This is a genomic window from Nocardia sp. NPDC019219, assembly GCF_040632645.1.
GTDB classification, from domain to species: Bacteria; Actinomycetota; Actinomycetes; order Mycobacteriales; family Mycobacteriaceae; genus Nocardia; species Nocardia sputorum.
Genome location: NZ_JBEYCG010000004.1, coordinates 292,696 through 310,673, shown reverse-complemented (window position 1 = coordinate 310,673; position 17,978 = coordinate 292,696). Strand labels below are relative to the sequence as shown.

Below are 17,978 nucleotides of genomic sequence, written 5' to 3'. Positions count from 1 at the left end.
ACATGATCAACCCAGCTTGCGCCCGACGGCGCTCCAGCAGTTCACTTGCGCGTCGAGCCAGGATGGTGACTCGCCCTGCGGACGCCATTGGTTGGTGATGACGATGCCTGGGTCCAGTAGATCCAACCCGCTGAAGAAGCGGGCGAATTCGTCTCGCGTGCGGGTCTGGGCGTAGACCCCGCTCTGCCGGTACACGTTCAGCGCCTCGGTGATCATCTCCGGTTCGAGGTCGGCGGTGATATGCGAGACGACGAGGAACGAACCCGGCGCGAGGGCATCCAGCAAGGTCTCGACGATGCCGTAGGGGTCCTGGTCGTCGGACAGGAAGTGCAGCACGGCGACCAGGCTCAGCGCTACCGGACGCTTCAGGTCCAGTGTGTCGTGGAGTTCGGGCGCCGACAGGATCGCCTCGGGGTCCTTCAGGTCGGCGTCGACGTACGCGGTGCGCCCCTCCGGCGTGCCGGTGAGCAAGGCGCGGGCGTGGGACAGCACGATCGGGTCGTTGTCCACGTAGACCACCCGCGCTTCGGGCGCCGGCGCCTGCGCTACCTGGTGCAGGTTCGGCTCGGTGGGGATGCCGGTGCCGATGTCGAGGAACTGTGTCACGCCCAGCGCGGTGAGCGCGTTCACCGCGCGGTGCATGAAAAGCCGGTTCTGCCGAGCCGCGACCCGGGTGGTCGGAAACGCCGCGATGACTTTCTCGGCCGCGTCGCGATCCACCTGATAGTGGTCTTTCCCGCCCAGGACGTAGTCGTATATCCGCGCACTGCTCGGCACGCTCGCGTCGTGAATCGGCCGGAGCGGCTGCCCGTCGCCGCCGAGATCGGTCATCGTCGTTCCCATCACTACCGGATCGCTTCTGCCCCAGCTTATTCCAGACGCGGTCGGCTCCCAGCACATTGTGGGGAACCGAGGCGGCGGAGCTGGGCCGAGCGCGATCCCGGTGACCGGAGAATGCGACAGGGGCCTCCGGATAGGAGGCCCCTGTCCGCTACGGACCTACAGCATGCAGGAGACGCAACCTTCGACTTCGGTTCCCTCCAGCGCCATCTGGCGCAGGCGGATGTAGTAGAGGGTCTTGATGCCCTTGCGCCAGGCGTAGATCTGGGCGCGGTTGAGGTCGCGCGTGGTGGCGGAGTCCTTGAAGAACAACGTCAGCGACAGTCCCTGGTCCACGTGCTGCGTGGCCGCGGCGTAGGTGTCGATGATCTTCTCGTAGCCGATCTCGTAGGCGTCCTCGTAGTACTCGAGGTTGTCGTTGGTCATGTAGGGCGCCGGGTAGTAGACCCGCCCGATCTTGCCTTCCTTGCGGATCTCGATCTTCGACGCCACCGGGTGGATGGAGCTGGTGGAGTGATTGATGTAGGAGATCGACCCGGTCGGCGGGACCGCCTGCAGGTTCTGGTTGTAGATGCCGTGCTCCATGACCGATGCCTTCAGCTCACGCCAGTCGTCCTGGGTCGGGATGTGCACGTCCGCGTCGGCGAACAGCTGCCGGACGCGATCGGTCTTCGGCTCCCACACCTGCTCGGTGTACTTGTCGAAGTACTCACCGCTGGCGTACTTCGATTCGGGGAAGCCGCCGAAGTAGGCGCCGCGCTCGATCGCGATCCGGTTCGACGCCCGGATGGCGTGGTAGACCACGGTGTAGAAGTAGATGTTCGTGAAGTCGATGCCCTCTTCGGACCCGTAGTGGATCCGTTCGCGCGCAAGGTAACCGTGCAAGTTCATCTGCCCGAGGCCGATGGCGTGCGAGGAGTTGTTGCCCTGCTCGATGGACGGCACCGAGTAGATGTGGGTCTGGTCCGACACCGCGGTCAGCGCCCGGATGGCCACCTCGATGGTCTGCGCGAAATCGGGCGAGTCCATCGTCTTGGCGATGTTCAGCGATCCGAGGTTGCAGGAGATGTCCTTGCCCACCTTGGCATAGGACAGGTCGTCGTTGAACTCCGACGGCGTGGAGACCTGCAGGATCTCCGAGCACAGGTTGGAGTGGGTGATCTTGCCCGCGATCGGGTTGGCCCGGTTCACCGTGTCCTCGAACATGATGTACGGATACCCGGACTCGAACTGCAGCTCGGCGATGGTCTGGAAGAACTCGCGCGCCTTGATCTTCGACTTGCGGATGCGCTTGTCGTCGACCATCTCGTAGTACTTCTCGGTGACGTCGATGTCGGCGAACGGCTTGCCGTAGATGCGCTCCACGTCGTAGGGCGAGAACAGGTACATGTCCTCGTTCTTCTTGGCCAGCTCGAAGGTGATGTCCGGGATGACCACGCCCAGCGAGAGCGTCTTGATGCGGATCTTCTCGTCCGCGTTCTCCCGCTTGGTGTCCAGGAACCGGTAGATGTCCGGATGATGCGCGTGCAGGTAGACCGCGCCCGCGCCCTGCCGCGCGCCGAGCTGGTTGGCGTAGGAGAACGAGTCCTCGAGCAGCTTCATGATCGGGATGACGCCCGAGCTCTGGTTCTCGATCTTCTTGATCGGCGCGCCGTGCTCACGGATGTTGCTCAGCAGCAACGCGACCCCGCCGCCGCGCTTGGACAGCTGCAACGCGGAGTTGATCGAGCGGCCGATGGACTCCATGTTGTCCTCGATGCGAAGGAGAAAACATGACACCGGCTCGCCGCGCTGCTTCTTGCCCGAGTTCAGGAAGGTCGGGGTGGCCGGCTGGAAACGGCCGTCGATGATCTCGTCGACCAGCTTGCCCGCCAGCGCTTCGTCACCGGCGGCGAGCGTGAGCGCGACCATGCACACCCGGTCCTCGAAGCGCTCCAGGTAGCGCTTGCCGTCGAAGGTCTTCAGCGTGTACGAGGTGTAGTACTTGAAGGCGCCGAGGAAGGTGGGGAACCGGAACTTCTTGGCGTAGGCCTGCTGGAACAGCTTCTTGATGAACTCGCGGCTGTACTGCTCCAGGACTTCCGCCTCGTAGTAGTTCTCGTCGATCAGGTAGTCCAGCTTCTCGTCCAGATTGTGGAAGAAGACGGTGTTCTGATTGACGTGCTGCAAGAAGTACTGGTGGGCGGCCTCACGGTCCTTGTCGAACTGGATCTCCCCGTTCGGACCGTACAGGTTCAGCATCGCGTTGAGGGCGTGGTAGTCGAGGACCTCGCCCGCTTCGGCGCCGCGGACCGGGGGCTGCTCTAAGCGAGCTGTCTTTCCGGCCGGTGCTGTCGTTGCTGTTGCCAAAACAATCCCAATCCCTCTCGGACGCGTTCGACGTCCTCAGCGGTTCCCATGAGTTCGAAGCGATACAGATACGGCACCCCGCACTTGCGCGCGATGAGGTCGCCCGCGTAGCAGAAGGTGTCGCCGAAGTTCGTGTTGCCCGCCGCGATGACCCCGCGCAGCAACGCGCGGTTGTGCGGATCGTTGAGGAACTTGGCGACCTGCCGCGGCACGAAATCCTTGTCGGAACGATCGCCCCCGAGCACGTGCCGACCGCCCCCATAGGTGGGGACGATCAGCACGTACGGTGCGTCGACGCGCAGTGAGTCGGCGGTGTGCAGTGGTATGCGAGTCGCCGGGAGGCCCAGCTTCTCGACGAAGCGATGCGTGTTCTCCGAAGCGCTGGAGAAGTAGACCAGCGCCGCCGTCTCCGACATGGTCGCCTTCCTCTTCTCGCGAGCAGCCCGGACGAACCGGAAGCGGTGGAGCGTCAGGCCGCCACGGTCGCGAGCGACTTGATGCGGTCGGGCCGGAAGCCCGACCAGTGATCGTCCCCGGCCACCACGACCGGCGCCTGCAAGTATCCGAGTGCCATGACGAAGTCACGCGCCTCGTCGTTCTCCGAGATGTCGATGACCTCGTAGTCCACCCCGGCCTTGTCGAGAGCCTTGTAGGTGGCGTTGCACTGGACGCAAGCGGGCTTGGTGTACACGGTGACGGTCATTGACATCCCTCTCTCCTTGTGCCTGATCCACAGCTTGACCCGTATGCAATGCACGATCGACGTATGCTGCGCAAACTCCTGGAGCCGGACTCGAATCCCCTGATCAGCCACGCGTGGCCGACTCCTACCGAGTGAGGTCTCTCGCCGTCTTCCAGTAGCGAAGACACTACACCTAGTGGCCGACAGATTCCTACAACACGACATGTAGCGAGTCACATTGGTGAAATTCCATCGAGAGAAGTACCAGTACGCTCGATTCACCTCAGGATAAAACAGTGGCGCAGATCACTCTTCGGCGTGTCAGCATACTTACAGCAAACCTCAGGGCAAACGAAGAGGGCCACCGCTGCATGCAGAGCGGTGACCCTCGTCCGAGACCGGAGATGGAGCTTACACCGACGCGAGTTCGCCGCGCGTGGCCTCGACCAGATCGCGCACGGTGGCGGCCAGCTGGGTCAGCGCCTCGGCGTCGTCGCGCGGGTGCGTGGCGCCGAACCGCTCGCCGATCACGCCGAAGTGCAGATGCGCGGACTCGACCACCTTCGCTCCCGCGACGCCGAGCGCCTTGACCGCGTCGCCGTGCGCCCACTGGGCCGCGTTCGGGCTGATCGACGCGCTCACCACGGCGGTGGGCTTGGCTTTGATGGCCCCGGCGCCGTACGGACGCGAGGCCCAGTCGATCGCGTTCTTCAGCACCGCCGACAGCGTGCCGTTGTACTCCGGCGTCACCACCAGCAGGCCGTCCGCCTCGGCGACCGCGTCGCGCAGCGCCTGGGCGGCCGCGGGCACGGAGCCGGGCACGTCGATGTCCTCGTTGTAGAACGGAATGTCGGCGAGTCCCTCGTAGAGGGTGACCTCGACACCCTCCGGCGCGGTGTGCACCGCGGCCTCGGCCAGTCGCCGGTTGACGGAGGCGGCGCGCAGGCTACCGACGAGTGCGAGAATGCGGGTCTGACTCATGACGACTCCTGGTGTACTGATGAGGTGGTGTCCGTACGTTCACCACACACTAACCGGACCATGGTCCGATTACTTCCCGCGGAGTCGGCGTGAGCGCTGTGAACTACCCCACACCCGACGCGTCCGCCGACGGCTCGCGCCGGCTGGTCGACGTCGGCGCGCCGCTGCCCGGCACGTCCGAGCCCGCCGAGCGCGCCGACGCGGCCCGCAACCGGCGGCTGCTGCTGGACGCGGCGCAGCAGCTGGTGCGCGAGCAAGGCGTGGACAGCCTCACCATGGACGCGCTGGCCAAACGCGCCGGGGTCGGCAAGGGCACGGTGTTCCGCCGATTCGGCAGCAGATCCGGCCTGATGCTCGCGCTGCTGGACCATTCCGAGCAGAAGTACCAGGAGTCATTCATCTTCGGGCCGCCGCCGCTCGGCCCCGGCGCACCGCCGGTGGAGCGGCTGGTCGCCTTCGGGCGGGCCCGGCTGCTGGACATCGAGGTGGAAGGCGAATTGCACCGCGCCGCCGAACTCGGCGAAGCGGGTGACCGTTACTCGGGCGGGCCGTACGGATTGCTGCGCGCACACGTCGTGATGCTGCTGCGGCAGGCAGGCGCGCCCGGGGATGCCGGGCTCATCGCCGACGCACTCCTGGCGATGCTGGGCGCCGCGCTGGTCATGCACCAGATGCAGGTGCTGGGCTACACCCGCGAGCAGATCGGCGACAACTGGGAGCACGTCGTTCGGCGCATTGTCGCCTCCTGAATCGCCAGTAGACTCGGGCGCCATGGGGAACCTGCGCGAACAGATCATCAGTGAATTGGGTGTCCAGCCCACGATCGAACCGAAGAAGGAGATCCGCCGGAGGATCGATTTCCTCAAGGATTATCTGAACGCCACCCCCGCACGAGGTTACGTCCTCGGCATCAGCGGCGGGCAGGACAGCGCGCTGGCCGGACGGCTGTGCCAGCTCGCGGTCGAGGAACTGCGGGACGAGGACGTGGACGCGACCTTCCTCGCCGTCCGGCTGCCCTACGGCGTGCAGGCCGACGAGGCCGACGCGCGCACCGCGCTGACGTTCGTCCGGCCCGACCGGCAGGTCGTGGTGAACGTCCGGCCCAGCGCGAACGCCGCGGCGGCGGAGGCGGCGTCGGCGTTGCAGGTGGACCGGCTGCGAGATTTCGTGCGCGGCAACATCAAAGCGCGCGAGCGCATGGTGCTTCAATACGCGCTGGCCGGACAGGAGAACCTGCTCGTGGTCGGCACCGACCACGCGGCCGAGGCGGTCACCGGATTCTTCACCAAGTACGGCGACGGCGGCGTCGACCTGACCCCGCTCACCGGTCTCACCAAGCGCCAAGGCGCCGCCCTGCTCCAGGAACTCGGCGCGCCGGCCAGCATCTGGTCGAAGGTGCCCACCGCCGATCTGGAAGACGACCGGCCCGCCCTGCCCGACGAGGAGGCGCTCGGACTGCGCTACAGCGAGATCGACGACTACTTGGAGGGCAAGGAGGTCACCCCCGAGGTGGCCGAGCGGCTGGAAAGCATCTTCCACAACACCCGCCACAAGCGCACCGTCCCGGTGACGCCGCTGGACACCTGGTGGCGCTGAGCGGCTCGACCGGAGCGAGGCGTCGCGCCGGAAAGCGCGGCACCTGGTCGCTCCGCGAGTTCGGGCGCCTGCTCCGCGGACGCTGAGCCGATCAGGGCTGCTGCGAGGCCTCTTCTCGCACTACGCGATCGGCGGACATGTCGATGCGCACCAGCACTGGGGCAGCGTCGTCGAGCCCGAAGAGTCGGGGGCCGAGCTTGCCGTAGACATTGAACCGGGACAGTTCGGCGGCGGTGAGCTCGATCACCGCCGCCGTGGCCGAGCGCCACCGCCACCACACCCGCAGCCGCACCCGCGGATCGGCCCGGATATTGCGCACCCAGTCCGCACGCTCACCGTGCACCGAGATCAGCGACATCACCTGACCGTCGACCGGTCCACGCGCCAGCGGAATCCGTCGCGGCAGACCGCTACGGCGTCCGGTGGTCTCCAGCACCACCCAGTAGGGATTCACCCGCGACAGCGCCCTGGTGCCCAGGTTCCCCCACCGCCAAAACCGCAGCACGCCAGCGGGTCTGCTCGTCGCCATGCACCGACGCTACCGCCGCTCGGTCCTGCTCGTACCGCAGACGTGACGGATGTGACCGACCAGACGCGATGTCGCTGTGGCGGTCTCTCGGGCAGCGGTCGCCCGCACCGCACGCGACCGCCCGCCCGTAGTCCGTGGCGCGGTCTACCCGCCCGCGAAAGGCGGCAGGACATCGACGCGCGGGCTGAGCGCGGCCGTGGGGTCGCGGGTGAGTTCGTCACCGATCAGGTAGGCGCACACCGACAGCATCTTCTCCAGGTCCGGGCCGTAGGTCGCCGATAGGGTGGCGCGCAGGTCTGCGACCGTGGCACCGGCCGGGAGCGCGAGGGTTTCGCTGTCCTTGCCCACGGCGTCGGCGATCGCGGCGAAATAGCGAATCTCAACCACCGATGGCTCCCATCGTCCGCTCCGGGGGGACGAAGCCCTCGGCGTCGATACCATGACCTGCCCACTTGTTCCACATCGCGCCGCGCCAGATGGCGGCGAGCTCGTCGTCGCCGGCGCCGGAGCGCAGTGCCCGGCGTAGGTCGAATTCCTGGTCGCTGAACAGGCAGGAACGCAGCATGCCATCGGCGGTGAGCCGCGTGCGGTCGCAGCTGTCGCAGAATTTACGGGTTACGGTGGCGATGATGCCGACGGTGCCGGGCCCGCCGTCGACCAGCCACTTCTCGGCCGGAGCCGACGGATCGGGCCTGCCCACCTCGGTGAGCTCGAAACGCGCGCCGAGCACGTCGAGGAGTTCGGCGGCGGTGACCATGTTGGCGCGGGCCCATTCGTGGTCGGCGTCGAGCGGCATCTCCTCGATGAAGCGCAGCTCGCAGCCCTCGGCCAGGCACCAGCGCAGCAGATCGGACGCCCCGGCGAGGGTGCCGCGCATCAAGACGGCGTTGACCTTGATGGGGGCCAGCCCCGCCGCCTGGGCGGCGCGGATACCAGCGAACACCGATTCGAGGCGGTCGCGGCGCGTCAGCCGCGCGAATCCGGCCCGGTCCACCGTGTCCAGCGACACGTTCACCCGGTGCAGGCCCGCCGCCACGAGGCCGCGGGCGCGGTGCTCGAGCCCGATGCCGTTGGTCGTCATCGCCAGCGGAACGCCGGGCACCTCGGCGTGGCAGCCGGAGATGATCTGTTCCAGGTCGCGGCGCATCAGCGGCTCGCCCCCGGTGAAGCGGACCTCGCGCACCCCCAGATCTCGCACCGCAAGGCGCACCAGCCGCACGATCTCGTCCACCGTGAGCAGTTCGTCGCGCGGGATCTCCGGCAGCCCTTCCTCGGGCATGCAATAGGTACAGCGCAGCGAGCACTTCTCGGTGATGGATACGCGGAGGTCGCGGGCGACACGTCCGAAACGATCCAGCAAAAAGGGGGTGTCGGGCCGCCCGGCGAGCGAGGGACGCCCGGAACGCACGGCGGGAATCCCGATCTCGACCAGAGTCACACGTCCATTATGACCGCCTGTCCCGATTCGCCGACGGGCGGAACGGCGCAGCGGCGGCTCACCGCGCCGACGCGGCAGCGGTGAGGCAGGCGCTGGGCACCGGGCGAGCCGCGCGCGAACGCCGCACGGCGGCAGCGGCGGAAAACGCCCGGATCGGGCGTTAGGCTGACTCGCATGAACCCTCGGCCCGCCGGCGTCTCGGCCGAGCCCGTCGACGACTACCGCGACAGCATCGAACAGCTGCTGCGGCCCCTGGCCGCGCGCACGGTGGAGACCGTCGCGGTGGCGTCGGCGCTGGGCAGGCAATTGGCCGAGGACGTCCGTTCGCCGATCGACCTGCCGGTCTTCCGCAACTCCGCGATGGACGGTTACGCGGTGCGCGCCGAATCGGTGCTGGTCGCGCCGGTCACCCTGCCCTTGGCCGGCGTGGTCGCGGCAGGCGCGGCGGGCCGGACGCCGCTGCCGCGGGGCGCGGCGATGAAGGTGATGACCGGCGCGCCGGTCCCGCCCGGCGCGGACTGCGTCGTGCCGGTGGAGGACGCCAGCGTGGGCGACGGCACGGTGACCATCGAACGCGGCCGCAGCGCAGGGGAATTCGTGCGGGAACCGGGCACCGATGTCCGGACCGGCGATCTGCTCGTGCGGGCGGGCGCCCGGCTCGCCCCCCGGCACGTCGCCGCCCTCGCCGCGGTCGGCTTATCCGCGGTGGCGGTCTTCCGCGCGGTGCGCGGTGCGGTGATCACCACCGGCGACGAGCTGGTGGCGGCCGGAAAACCGCTGCGTCCCGGGCAGATCTACAACTCCAACGGCATCGCCCTCGCCGCGGCGCTGGCGGCCAACGGCGTCGAGGTCGTCTCGGTGGCGCACAGCACCGACGATCCGGCGCGTTTCCGCGCGCTGCTGTCGGCGGCGACCGAGCACGCCGACGTGGTGTTCACCTCCGGCGGAGTGTCCAAGGGCGACTTCGAGGTGGTCAAGGACGTGCTCGAGCCGATGGGCGGGCGGTTCGGCTCGGTCGCGATGCAACCGGGCGGTCCGCAGGGGCTGACCGTCGTCGACGGGGTACCGGTGCTCAGCTTCCCCGGCAATCCGGTCAGCACGATGGTGTCCTTCGAGGTGTTCGCCCGCCCGATACTGCGTCACCTCGCCGGTCTGCCCACGGTGGACACCTATGAGCTTCCCCTGGTCGGCGCGGTGCCGCGCTCGCCGGAGGGCAAGCGTCAGTTCCTGCGCGGCAAGCTGATCCGCGGGCATCCGGGTGAACCGCCCGCGCAGGGGCAGCCGCGGGCGGTCGAGGTTGCGTCCGGTCCGGGCTCGCATCTGGTGGCGGCGATGGCGCAGGCCGATGTGCTGATCGACGTGCCCGCCGAGGTCACCGCGCTGCCCGCCGGGGCGCTTGTGCGAGTGTGGTTGTTATGAGCGAGTTGTCCCATGTCGACCACGAAGGCCGCGCCCGCATGGTGGACGTGAGCGAGAAGAGCGACACCACCCGGATCGCCGTCGCGGCAGGCGAGTTGCGCACCACGGCCGAGGTGGTCGCGCTGGTGCGAGCCGACGACATGCCGAAGGCTGACGTGCTGTCCACCGCCCGGATCGCGGGCATCGCGGGGGCGAAGAAGACCTCCGAACTGATCCCGCTGTGCCATCAGCTGGCGCTGTCGTCGGTGCGCGTCGAGTTCGGTTTCACCGACACCGCCATCACGATCGAGGCCACCGCCAAGACCAAGGGCCCCACGGGCGTCGAGATGGAAGCGCTGACCGCGGTGGCGGTCGCCGGATTGACCTTGCACGACATGGTGAAGGCCGTCGACCCCGCGGCGACGCTGGACGGCGTGCGGCTGCTCGCCAAAGAAGGCGGCAAGCGCGGGCACTGGGAGCGCCCGGCCGACGAAGCCCCCGCGGAAATCGAGGCGGTGACCAGCGAAGAACTTCCCCTCGACGAGGTGGATGCCGAGCCGGACACCCCCGAGTACGCCGAGGTGGAGTTCGCCGAGGAGGAACGCTCGGCGGTGGTGCTGGTCGCCTCGACCGGTGTCGCGGCGGGCACCCGCGAGGACACCACCGGGCCGGTGCTCGTGGACTGGCTGACCGGTCTCGGCTTCTCGGTGCGTGGCCCGCTGGTCTACGCCGACGCCGAGATCGAATTCGGCTTGGCCGACGCGCTGCGTTTCGAACCCGCGCTCGTCGTCAGCACCGGCGGGACCGGCGCCTCCCCCACCGACGCGACCCCGGAGGCCACCCTCGCGCTGCTCGACCGCGAACTGCCCGGTGTGGCCGAGGCGATCCGGCAGCGCGGCACCGCGAAGTTCCCGCTGGCGGCGCTGAGCCGGGGCGTGGCGGGGCTCGCCGGACGCTCGGTGATCGTGAATCTGCCCGGCTCGCCGGGCGGCGTCCGAGACGGCATCGCGGTGCTCGAACCGCTGCTGGATCATCTGCTCGCACAAGTCGCCGGAGGTGGAAGTCATGACAACGGCTGAGGCCACGGTCCGGCTCGCCCGGATCAGCGACCAGCCGCTCGACCCAGCGCAGGTCGAGGAGGCGGTCACCGGACCGCACTACGGCGCGGTCGTGGTGTTCACCGGGAAGGTCCGCGATCACGACGGGGGACAAGCGGTTTCGGCCCTGGAATACTCCGCGCACCCGCAAGCGGAGCGTTTCCTGCGCACCGTTTGCGCGGAAGTCGCCGCGGCGCACGGCTTGCCGGTCGCGGCCGTGCACCGCGTCGGCTCGCTCGGCATCGGGGACCGCGCGATCGTCGTCGCGGTGGCGGCGGCGCATCGCGGCGCGGCCTTCACGGCGTGCGCGGAACTGGTGGATCGGATCAAGCACGAAGTCCCGATCTGGAAGCGGCAACTGTTCGCCGACGGCCTGTCCGAATGGGTGAACGCCTGCGGGTGATCTGTCCGTGACATGAAACTCATGACGAATCAACACGGCCGGTATAGCGTGTGCGCGTCGCGGTGTCGTCGTCCTCGCAACGGCCGCGGCCCCGGGGACGGAACGCGCTCGGTCTCGCTGCGCGTGTGAGCCGATCGGTCGCGGTGGGAGAAGGGAGCACGCGATGGGAACCGACCAGGTCTTGCTCCACCGATTCGTCATCTCGCAACTCATCGCGGCCGGCCTCGACCGCGACCTGCTGCTGCGGGAATCCGGGTTGCCGGAGTGGACCATGGCCGGCGACGACCTGCACCTGCCCAGCCAGACGTTCTCCCGGCTGTGGGAGATCGGTGAACACGAACTCGGCGACCCGGACGTCGCCCTGAATGTGGCCAGCCGCTACCAGCTCACCTGTCTGGGTCTGTACGACTACCTGTTCTCCTCGGCGCCGACGCTGGGCGCCGGATTGGCGACTTGCGGGCCGTACGTCACCGCGGTGACCACCAACCACCGATTCGACCTGGTCGCGGAGAACGATGACGAGGTCACCCTGTATCTCGACATGATCGACGGGGAAGGCCGCGGCCGCGATCTCACCCAGCTGTGGGGCCTGAGCGCGGTGCTCAGCCGGGCGCGGCGGGTGGTGCGCGAACCGCTGGCCCCGGTGCGGGTCTCGTTGCGCCAGCACGCCCCCGCCAAGATCGGCACCTTCGTCGAGGTCTTCGGCACCACCGCGATCGAGTTCGGCGCGCCGGTGGACGCCATGACCTTCCGCGCCGCGGACATGGACCGGCCGTTGACGACCAGCGACCCGGTTCTGGCCGGCATTCTCCAGCCCTTGGCCGCCGCGCTGCCGCCACCGCCACCGCTGGCCACCGCCTGGCCGGAGCGCGTCGCGGCCGCCTTGGCGGACTGCTTGGACGAAGGCGACGCGTCTTTGGAGCGGGTGGCGCGCAGACTGGCCACCAGCCCGCGCACGCTGCAGCGGCGGTTGCGCGAGGCGGGTACCACGTGGCGCGCGGAGCTGGACCGGGCGCGCGGCACGCGGTGGGTCGCCGCGACCGCCGCCGGTCCGCTGAGCCCGGCGCGCCAGGCGGAGATCCTCGGCTACTCCGACCCGGGATCGTTGCGGCGAGCGGCTCGGCGGTGGTCGCCTGCCGCGTCCGTGCCGCGGGTCGAGCAGACGTTCACGGCCTCAGGAACCGCGCGGCGATCGACCAGAACGTCGCGTCCTCGATCGCCCGGAAATCCCAGCTGTTGGTGATGGCGTGGGTCTCGGCGACGATCGCGGGAACGTCGAAGTCGTCGCGGGTGGCGGTGCCCTTGGCCTCCAGCGCCTCGATGACGTAAGCGGTGGCGCTCTCCATGGAATCTGACACGGATACTCCCATCGGTAGCGGAACGATTCGGTCGGTTACGGATCGGCTGCCGAGCGGCGCCGCGCGCGGCAGTAAGCTCCCGGTGCCCACCGCCCGGCGGACACGCATTCAGTCTCATGAAAAGACCGCTCGGTTACCAGCACCGAACGCGACAGGTCGCGACCGAACGCGCCAAAATCCGATGCGCTCAGTGCGGCGTGTAGCGCCACACGCCGAGCATGCTCTGGGCGTCGAGCGGTTCGGCGGTGTCGTGCACGGTGTCGCGCAGCCGGGCCAGGGCCGTGTCGGTGTGCAGGCCCGCCCCGATCAGCACCAGCTGCGCGCCTCGTGACTCGCCGCGCGACCAGGTGCCCGGCTCGAAGACGATGTGACGGCCGACCATGTGCAGGACGAACTTCCTGCGTTCGTCGGCCACGCCGAAGGCGGCGAACCCTTTGGCCCGGAACAATCCCGCGGGCGGGTCCTCCAGGAAGCCGATCAACTTGCGCGGGTCCAACGCTCGTCCGCTGGCGAACGAGACGCTGGTGTAGTCGTCGTGCAGATGACGGTGCCCGGCGTGGTCCTCGTGGTCGTGCTCGATGAGCAGTTCGTCGAAACTCAGCTGCTCGGCCACTGCCGGGCGCGCGCGCAGCGGTTCGTCGAACAGCAGCCCCGGATCGATCCGGCCGTAGGTGGTGGCGTACACCGGCACCGAACCGACCAGCGCCGCGATGTCCGCGCGCAGCCGGGCGAGCCGCTCGGGCGCGACCCGATCGGCCTTGTTCACCACCACCAGATCGGCCAGCCGCAGATGGGTGCGCAGTTCCGGGTGGCGGGCGCTGCTCTGCGGGAACTGTTCGGCGTCGACCACTTCGACCAGCCCGCCGTAGCGCAGGCGCGGATTGTCGCTGCCGAGCACCATCCGGATGAGGTTGCGCGGCTCGGCCAGGCCGCTGGCTTCCACCACGATCACGTCTATCCCGGCGCGCGGCTGGGTGAGCCGGGTGAAGAGCTCGTCCAGTTCGGTGACGTCGACCGCGCAGCACACGCAGCCGTTGCCGAGCGAGACCATGGCGTCGACCTGTCCGGCGACCAGCATCGAGTCGATGTTGATCGCCCCGAAGTCGTTGACCACCACGCCGATCCGGGTTCCCCGGTTGTCCCGGAGCAAATGGTTGAGCAGCGTGGTCTTCCCGGAACCGAGAAACCCCGCGACGAGCACAACAGGAATCCGGTCAGCCATTCCGCTCACCCTAGTGCGCCGCGCGACCCGGGCGGAAAGCCGGACGCCACCCTCGCGGCGGTGAGAGTGGCGTCCGGCGGGTTCGATGTGCGAACTACTTCGAGGGGCCCAGCAGCATGCCCGCCAGGCTGTAGCCGAGGTTGATCAGCTCCGTGGCGATGGCGTTCTTGTCCAAGCCGAGCAGCTTCGCCAGCGGCATCAGCAGTTCCATGATCGAGGCGTTGCCCCCGGCGGTCCCGGGTGACTGCTGCGCGTTCGGCGTGCCCGGCGACTGGGTCCCAAACGTACCCGGCGATGTCGGCGACGCCGAGGTGCCCGGAGACTGGGGTGTCGCCGTACCGGGGGCGGGCTTCGGCGTCGACGTGCCCGGAACGGACTGTGCCTGCGGCACCGCGGGAGCCGCCGGGCTCTGCGGCGCGCCGGGCGTCGTACCCTGCGGCACTCCGGGGATCGTCCAACTCTGCGGCGCTGCCTGGCTCTGCGGCGCTCCGGGAGTCGTGGAGTTCTGCGGCACCGCGGGAATCGTCTGAGCCTGCGGTACCACCGGGTTCGTCTGCGCCGGTAAACCACCCGGAACCGTCTGCCCCTGCGAGGTCTCCGGGGACGCCGCCGGGTGGTCGAGCGTGGAGCCCTGCGGAGCGGTCTGCCCGGTCTGCTGATCCGGCGCGGCACCCGGCCGCGGTGCGCCGAGCAGGTGCCCGACCACGCCGGTGGTCAGCGCGATGGCGTGCTTGAGCTGGCCCTCCGGTGTTTCCAGCAGCGCCGCGTCTTCGGGATTGGCGCCGTTGCCCATCTCCAGGAAGACGACCGGGACGGTGGTCAGGGCGGGCCCGGCGACGTCCTTACGGGTCTGCAGACCGTCCACCACACCGCCGTAGTTCGCGGGCGGGAATCCCGCCTCGCGGTAGGCGTCGCGCACCGCTTTGGACGCGGCGAGACCCGCTCCCGACTGCGCCTGATCGATGATCAGATTCGGGATGGGCAGTTCCGGGACGATCAGGTGGAACCCGCGATACTGCGCGGGCGCGCTGTCGGCATGAATGCTCACGGCGAGATCCGCGCCGGACTGGCTCGCCGCGCGGGCTCGGTCGTCGATGCAGCCGCCCCAGTTCAGGTCGTCTTGGCGACTCAGCACCACGTGCGCGCCGAGCGTTTCCAGCGACGTCTTGACGACTTGGGCAACGTTCCAGGTGATGGTGTGCTCGGGAACGCCGTTCATGGTGGTCATGCCGGTGGTCTGGCAGTCCTTCGTGCCGCCGCGACCATCGCTGACCTGTCTTGCCAAGTCTTGGGAGTGGTTCGATCCCTGGTGACCGGGATCGAGGAAAACGGTCTTGCCTGCGAGCTTCTTGGACATGTCCAGCGGTGACGGCTCCGCCTGTGCGGTGACCGGGAGCAACCCGGACAGCGTCACCGTTACCGCCGCCGTGACGGCGCTACAGATACCGGCTTTGACGATGCTTGGCTTCATAGTGCGGTCGGCGCCCCTGGAACGGGGCGCCCCTCCCTTCCCACTTGTAACACCAAACCCAGTGGTTCACTCTGGCAACGCGTGTATCAGCAAAGCAAGCTGCGTGATCGAAGTGTTACAGCATGCGCGACACCCGGCGATCAACCTCGGCCAGGCGGTTTGCGCGGAGATAGCAGAGCGTAATGCATTTGCGGCTTCGGCACGCCGATCGGCGCGCCGAAATCGTCGACGACTTCCTGGTGGGCGGGACGCACCGGCGACCACAGCACAGCGGGCACAGGGTGTCGTGGCCAGTAGCTGTGCTACCGAGAGGTCATCGACGAAACCGTCGGTGAAGTCGAGCACGTAACGGGACGAGTTCGCCGATTGCGGCGTGCCGGAGACCGAACCCGCGCAGATTCCCGGATTCGGGGCACACCGCCTGGTCGGTTCTGGTATTCCTTGCCGCGGAGATCGGGGGTCTCGGGTCGGCCGCGCCGACGGGAGAACGACGACCGTGGACGCGGCGGTAGTACAAGTCAAGGAGAATCGGTATGCGTGCGCGCGCACTCCTGTTCGCGGGAGCCATGACCACCGCGGTGACGCTGCTCGCCACGGGAACGGCGGCGGCCGAACCCGCGAACACCATGTCACACGACGGCGTCTACCTGGTCGGCGTCGACATCGCGCCCGGGGTCTGGGAGGCGCCCGGCACCCCCGACCCCGCCTACGCCTGCGATTGGCGAAGGCTCTGGAAGGTCGAGGGCGACAGCACGAACATGCAGTACATCATCGCGAACAACTACACCCGGCTCGGCCCCGTCCGGGTGGAGATCAAGGCGACCGACGTCGGGTTCAAGACCGAGAACTGCGGGCCGTGGCGGTTGCTGCCCGCGTCGCCGCCGACCGGCTCGTTCGGCGGCTGAATCAACGGACACCGCACACAGGCGGCATATTGACTCGCGTTCAACAAAGACTAGGGTCAGCCGCATGACGCGGAAGAGGATTCTGATCACCGGGGCGAGCGCGGGCCTGGGGGCCGCCATGGCGCGTGACTTCGCGGCCAAGGGTCGCGATCTCGCGCTGTGCGCCCGCAGGCTGGACGCGCTCACGGCGCTGCGCGACGAGCTGGCGGCGACCCATCCCGGAATCACCGTCGCCGTGCGCGCCCTCGACGTGGACGACCACGCGGCGGTGCCGGTCGTCTTCGAGGAACTGCGCGACGAACTCGGTGGCCTGGACCGCGTGATCGTCAACGCCGGTATCGGCAAGGGCGCGCGGGTCGGCAGCGGACGCGCGGACGCGAACCTCGCGACGGCCACGACGAACTTCGTCAGCGCGCTGGCGCAGGCGGAAGCGGCGCTGGAGATCTTCCACGCCCAGCGAGCCGGACATCTCGTCCTGGTCGCCTCGATGAGCGCGGTCCGCGGCCTTCCCGGCAAGAAGGCGGCCTATTCGGCGAGCAAGGCCGGACTGGCGGCGCTCGGCGAGGCGCTGGCCACCGAACTGGCCCGTTCGCCGATCACGGTGACCACGCTGTTGCCGGGGTTCATCGCCACGGACATGGCCGCCAAGGCGGGGGACGCACGGATGGTGGCGCCCCTGGACAAAGGCGTCGCGGCCATGGTGGCCGCCATCGAGAAGGAGCGGCGGCGGGCCTGCGTGCCCGGCTGGCCGTGGCGGCTGGTCGACCTCGCGCTGCCCCACCTGCCCGATGCCCTGGTGGCGCGGCTGAGCTGACCCGGCCGCCGGTCACTTGACCAGCGTGAACTGGATGACGTCGATGCGGCCTGCGCGGAACTGCGCCGCACACCCGGTCAGGTATTTGAGGTATCTCTGGTAGACCTCTTCGGACGCGAGGGCCACCGCCTCCTCCCGGTGCGCCCGCAGGGCCTCCGCCCAGCAGTCGAGGGTCCGCGCGTAATGCGGCCGCAACTCCTGCATCCTCTCCGTGCCGAGCCCTGCGCGTCCGGCCAGCCGCGTGACTTCGGCGGGGTGCGGCAGTTGTCCGCCAGGGAAGATCTCCCGCTTGATGAAGATGTGGAACAGCGCGTCTTCCCGGGTGACGGGAATCTGCATCCGCCGCAGGTCTTTCAGCGTGTACCCGACGATGGTGTGCAGCAGCATCCGGCCGTCCGGCGGCAGCATCCGGTGGCATCGCTCGAAGAACGCCTCGTACCGGGACCGCCGGAAATGCTCGAACGCGCCGATACTGACGATCCGATCGGCCGCGCCGTCGTATTCCTCCCAGCCCTGCAACCGGACCTGCGCGCCCGGGATGCGCTCGCGCTCGATCTTGTCCGTGACGTAGTCGTACTGATTGCGGCTGAGCGTCAAGCCCACCACCTCGGCGCCGTAGGCGGTGGCGGCACGCAGCATCGTCGAGCCCCAGCCGCATCCGACGTCGAGCAGGGTCATTCCCGGCCGCAGGTCGAGCTTGCCGAGCGCCAGATCGATCTTGGCGCGCTGCGCCTGCTCGAGCGTCAGGTCCGGTTGCTGGAAGTAGGCACAGCTATAGGTCATCGTCGGGTCGAGGAAAAGCGCGTAGAACTCGTCGGAAAGGTCGTAGTGCGCCTGCACCTGCCGATAGAACGGCTGGAGGTCGGTCATCGCGTTCTCCTGTTCATCGGGTTCA

General features: G+C 68.5%; 20 protein-coding genes. 8 read left to right on the top strand and 12 right to left on the bottom strand.

Translation table 11 applies throughout. From position 1 onward, the window contains the following. Window positions 1–6: 6 nt before the first annotated feature. From ABZ552_RS10905 to ABZ552_RS10885, 5 genes are all read right to left on the bottom strand, one after another. Window positions 7–831, bottom strand: coding sequence for an SAM-dependent methyltransferase (locus tag ABZ552_RS10905; protein WP_281878273.1), 825 nt, complete (start codon window positions 829–831; stop codon window positions 7–9). A 168-nt stretch (window positions 832–999) separates the two neighbouring features. Beyond that, the gene (gene nrdE / locus ABZ552_RS10900; RefSeq protein WP_281919516.1) at window positions 1,000–3,081 is read right to left on the bottom strand and encodes a class 1b ribonucleoside-diphosphate reductase subunit alpha; all 2,082 of its coding nucleotides are present in this window, start codon (window positions 3,079–3,081) and stop codon (window positions 1,000–1,002) included. A gap of 62 nt (window positions 3,082–3,143) precedes the next feature. Then, the gene (nrdI, locus tag ABZ552_RS10895) at window positions 3,144–3,605 is read right to left on the bottom strand and encodes a class Ib ribonucleoside-diphosphate reductase assembly flavoprotein NrdI (protein WP_281878271.1); all 462 of its coding nucleotides are present in this window, start codon (window positions 3,603–3,605) and stop codon (window positions 3,144–3,146) included. A 53-nt stretch (window positions 3,606–3,658) separates the two neighbouring features. Then, window positions 3,659–3,892 (bottom strand): glutaredoxin-like protein NrdH, encoded by a 234-nt coding sequence (gene nrdH / locus ABZ552_RS10890; protein ID WP_043729459.1) that lies wholly within the window; start codon window positions 3,890–3,892, stop codon window positions 3,659–3,661. Window positions 3,893–4,282: 390 nt separating this feature from the next. Next, window positions 4,283–4,852, bottom strand: coding sequence for an NAD(P)H-dependent oxidoreductase (locus ABZ552_RS10885; RefSeq protein WP_357436581.1), 570 nt, complete (start codon window positions 4,850–4,852; stop codon window positions 4,283–4,285). A 143-nt stretch (window positions 4,853–4,995) separates the two neighbouring features. Here ABZ552_RS10885 and ABZ552_RS10880 point away from each other — a divergent pair, with 143 nt between their 5' ends. Together ABZ552_RS10880 and nadE are read left to right on the top strand one after the other, a co-directional pair. Then, window positions 4,996–5,601: a TetR/AcrR family transcriptional regulator gene (locus tag ABZ552_RS10880; protein WP_281919515.1), complete on the top strand. Its 606-nt coding sequence runs from the start codon at window positions 4,996–4,998 to the stop codon at window positions 5,599–5,601. 22 nt (window positions 5,602–5,623) lie between these two features. Beyond that, a complete protein-coding gene (gene nadE / locus ABZ552_RS10875) occupies window positions 5,624–6,448 on the top strand; it encodes an ammonia-dependent NAD(+) synthetase (RefSeq protein ID WP_281917593.1) in 825 nt (274 codons plus the stop codon). 91 nt (window positions 6,449–6,539) lie between these two features. Here the strand turns inward: nadE and ABZ552_RS10870 are convergent, their stop codons facing one another. The 3 genes from ABZ552_RS10870 to moaA all read right to left on the bottom strand — a co-directional run bounded on the left by ABZ552_RS10870 (window position 6,540) and on the right by moaA (window position 8,415). Beyond that, window positions 6,540–6,977, bottom strand: coding sequence for a nitroreductase family deazaflavin-dependent oxidoreductase (locus ABZ552_RS10870; RefSeq protein ID WP_281917592.1), 438 nt, complete (start codon window positions 6,975–6,977; stop codon window positions 6,540–6,542). Window positions 6,978–7,121: 144 nt separating this feature from the next. After that, window positions 7,122–7,364: a MoaD/ThiS family protein gene (locus ABZ552_RS10865; protein ID WP_281917591.1), complete on the bottom strand. Its 243-nt coding sequence runs from the start codon at window positions 7,362–7,364 to the stop codon at window positions 7,122–7,124. Beyond that, a complete protein-coding gene (gene moaA / locus ABZ552_RS10860; RefSeq protein ID WP_281917590.1) occupies window positions 7,357–8,415 on the bottom strand; it encodes a GTP 3',8-cyclase MoaA in 1,059 nt (352 codons plus the stop codon). The genes ABZ552_RS10865 and moaA overlap by 8 nt, the downstream gene beginning before the upstream one ends. A 174-nt stretch (window positions 8,416–8,589) precedes the next feature. On the opposite strand from moaA, the gene glp reads away from it, so the two are divergent. From glp to ABZ552_RS10840, 4 genes are all read left to right on the top strand, one after another. After that, window positions 8,590–9,834, top strand: a complete 1,245-nt coding sequence (gene glp, locus ABZ552_RS10855) for a gephyrin-like molybdotransferase Glp (RefSeq protein ID WP_281878266.1) — start codon at window positions 8,590–8,592, stop codon at window positions 9,832–9,834. After that, entirely contained in the window at window positions 9,831–10,892 is a 1,062-nt protein-coding gene (moaCB, locus tag ABZ552_RS10850) for a bifunctional molybdenum cofactor biosynthesis protein MoaC/MoaB (protein WP_281878265.1), read from the top strand. Before glp ends, moaCB begins: the two co-directional genes overlap by 4 nt. Beyond that, window positions 10,879–11,313, top strand: coding sequence for a molybdenum cofactor biosynthesis protein MoaE (locus tag ABZ552_RS10845; protein WP_281878263.1), 435 nt, complete (start codon window positions 10,879–10,881; stop codon window positions 11,311–11,313). Before moaCB ends, ABZ552_RS10845 begins: the two co-directional genes overlap by 14 nt. Before the next feature lie 163 nt (window positions 11,314–11,476). Beyond that, window positions 11,477–12,556, top strand: a complete 1,080-nt coding sequence (locus ABZ552_RS10840) for an AraC family transcriptional regulator (protein ID WP_281917589.1) — start codon at window positions 11,477–11,479, stop codon at window positions 12,554–12,556. Here ABZ552_RS10840 and ABZ552_RS10835 read toward each other — a convergent pair. From ABZ552_RS10835 to ABZ552_RS10825, 3 genes are all read right to left on the bottom strand, one after another. Further along, window positions 12,480–12,671, bottom strand: coding sequence for a hypothetical protein (locus ABZ552_RS10835; RefSeq protein ID WP_281917588.1), 192 nt, complete (start codon window positions 12,669–12,671; stop codon window positions 12,480–12,482). The genes ABZ552_RS10840 and ABZ552_RS10835 overlap by 77 nt on opposite strands. A gap of 187 nt (window positions 12,672–12,858) precedes the next feature. Beyond that, a complete protein-coding gene (locus ABZ552_RS10830) occupies window positions 12,859–13,893 on the bottom strand; it encodes a CobW family GTP-binding protein (protein ID WP_357436577.1) in 1,035 nt (344 codons plus the stop codon). A 94-nt stretch (window positions 13,894–13,987) separates the two neighbouring features. Further along, window positions 13,988–15,364 carry an N-acetylmuramoyl-L-alanine amidase gene (locus ABZ552_RS10825; protein WP_357436575.1) on the bottom strand — a complete coding sequence of 459 codons (1,377 nt, stop codon included), beginning with the start codon at window positions 15,362–15,364 and terminating at the stop codon, window positions 13,988–13,990. A 533-nt stretch (window positions 15,365–15,897) separates the two neighbouring features. Between ABZ552_RS10825 and ABZ552_RS10820 the strand changes: the two genes are divergently transcribed. Further along, a complete protein-coding gene (locus ABZ552_RS10820; RefSeq protein WP_281878254.1) occupies window positions 15,898–16,269 on the top strand; it encodes a hypothetical protein in 372 nt (123 codons plus the stop codon). A gap of 64 nt (window positions 16,270–16,333) precedes the next feature. Next, window positions 16,334–17,083, top strand: a complete 750-nt coding sequence (locus ABZ552_RS10815) for an SDR family oxidoreductase (RefSeq protein ID WP_281917586.1) — start codon at window positions 16,334–16,336, stop codon at window positions 17,081–17,083. Window positions 17,084–17,095: 12 nt separating this feature from the next. Here ABZ552_RS10815 and ABZ552_RS10810 read toward each other — a convergent pair whose 3' ends face one another. Further along, complete coding sequence (locus ABZ552_RS10810; protein ID WP_281878250.1) at window positions 17,096–17,953, bottom strand: cyclopropane mycolic acid synthase family methyltransferase; 858 nt, start codon at window positions 17,951–17,953, stop codon at window positions 17,096–17,098. Between the last annotated feature and the right edge of the window lie 25 nt (window positions 17,954–17,978).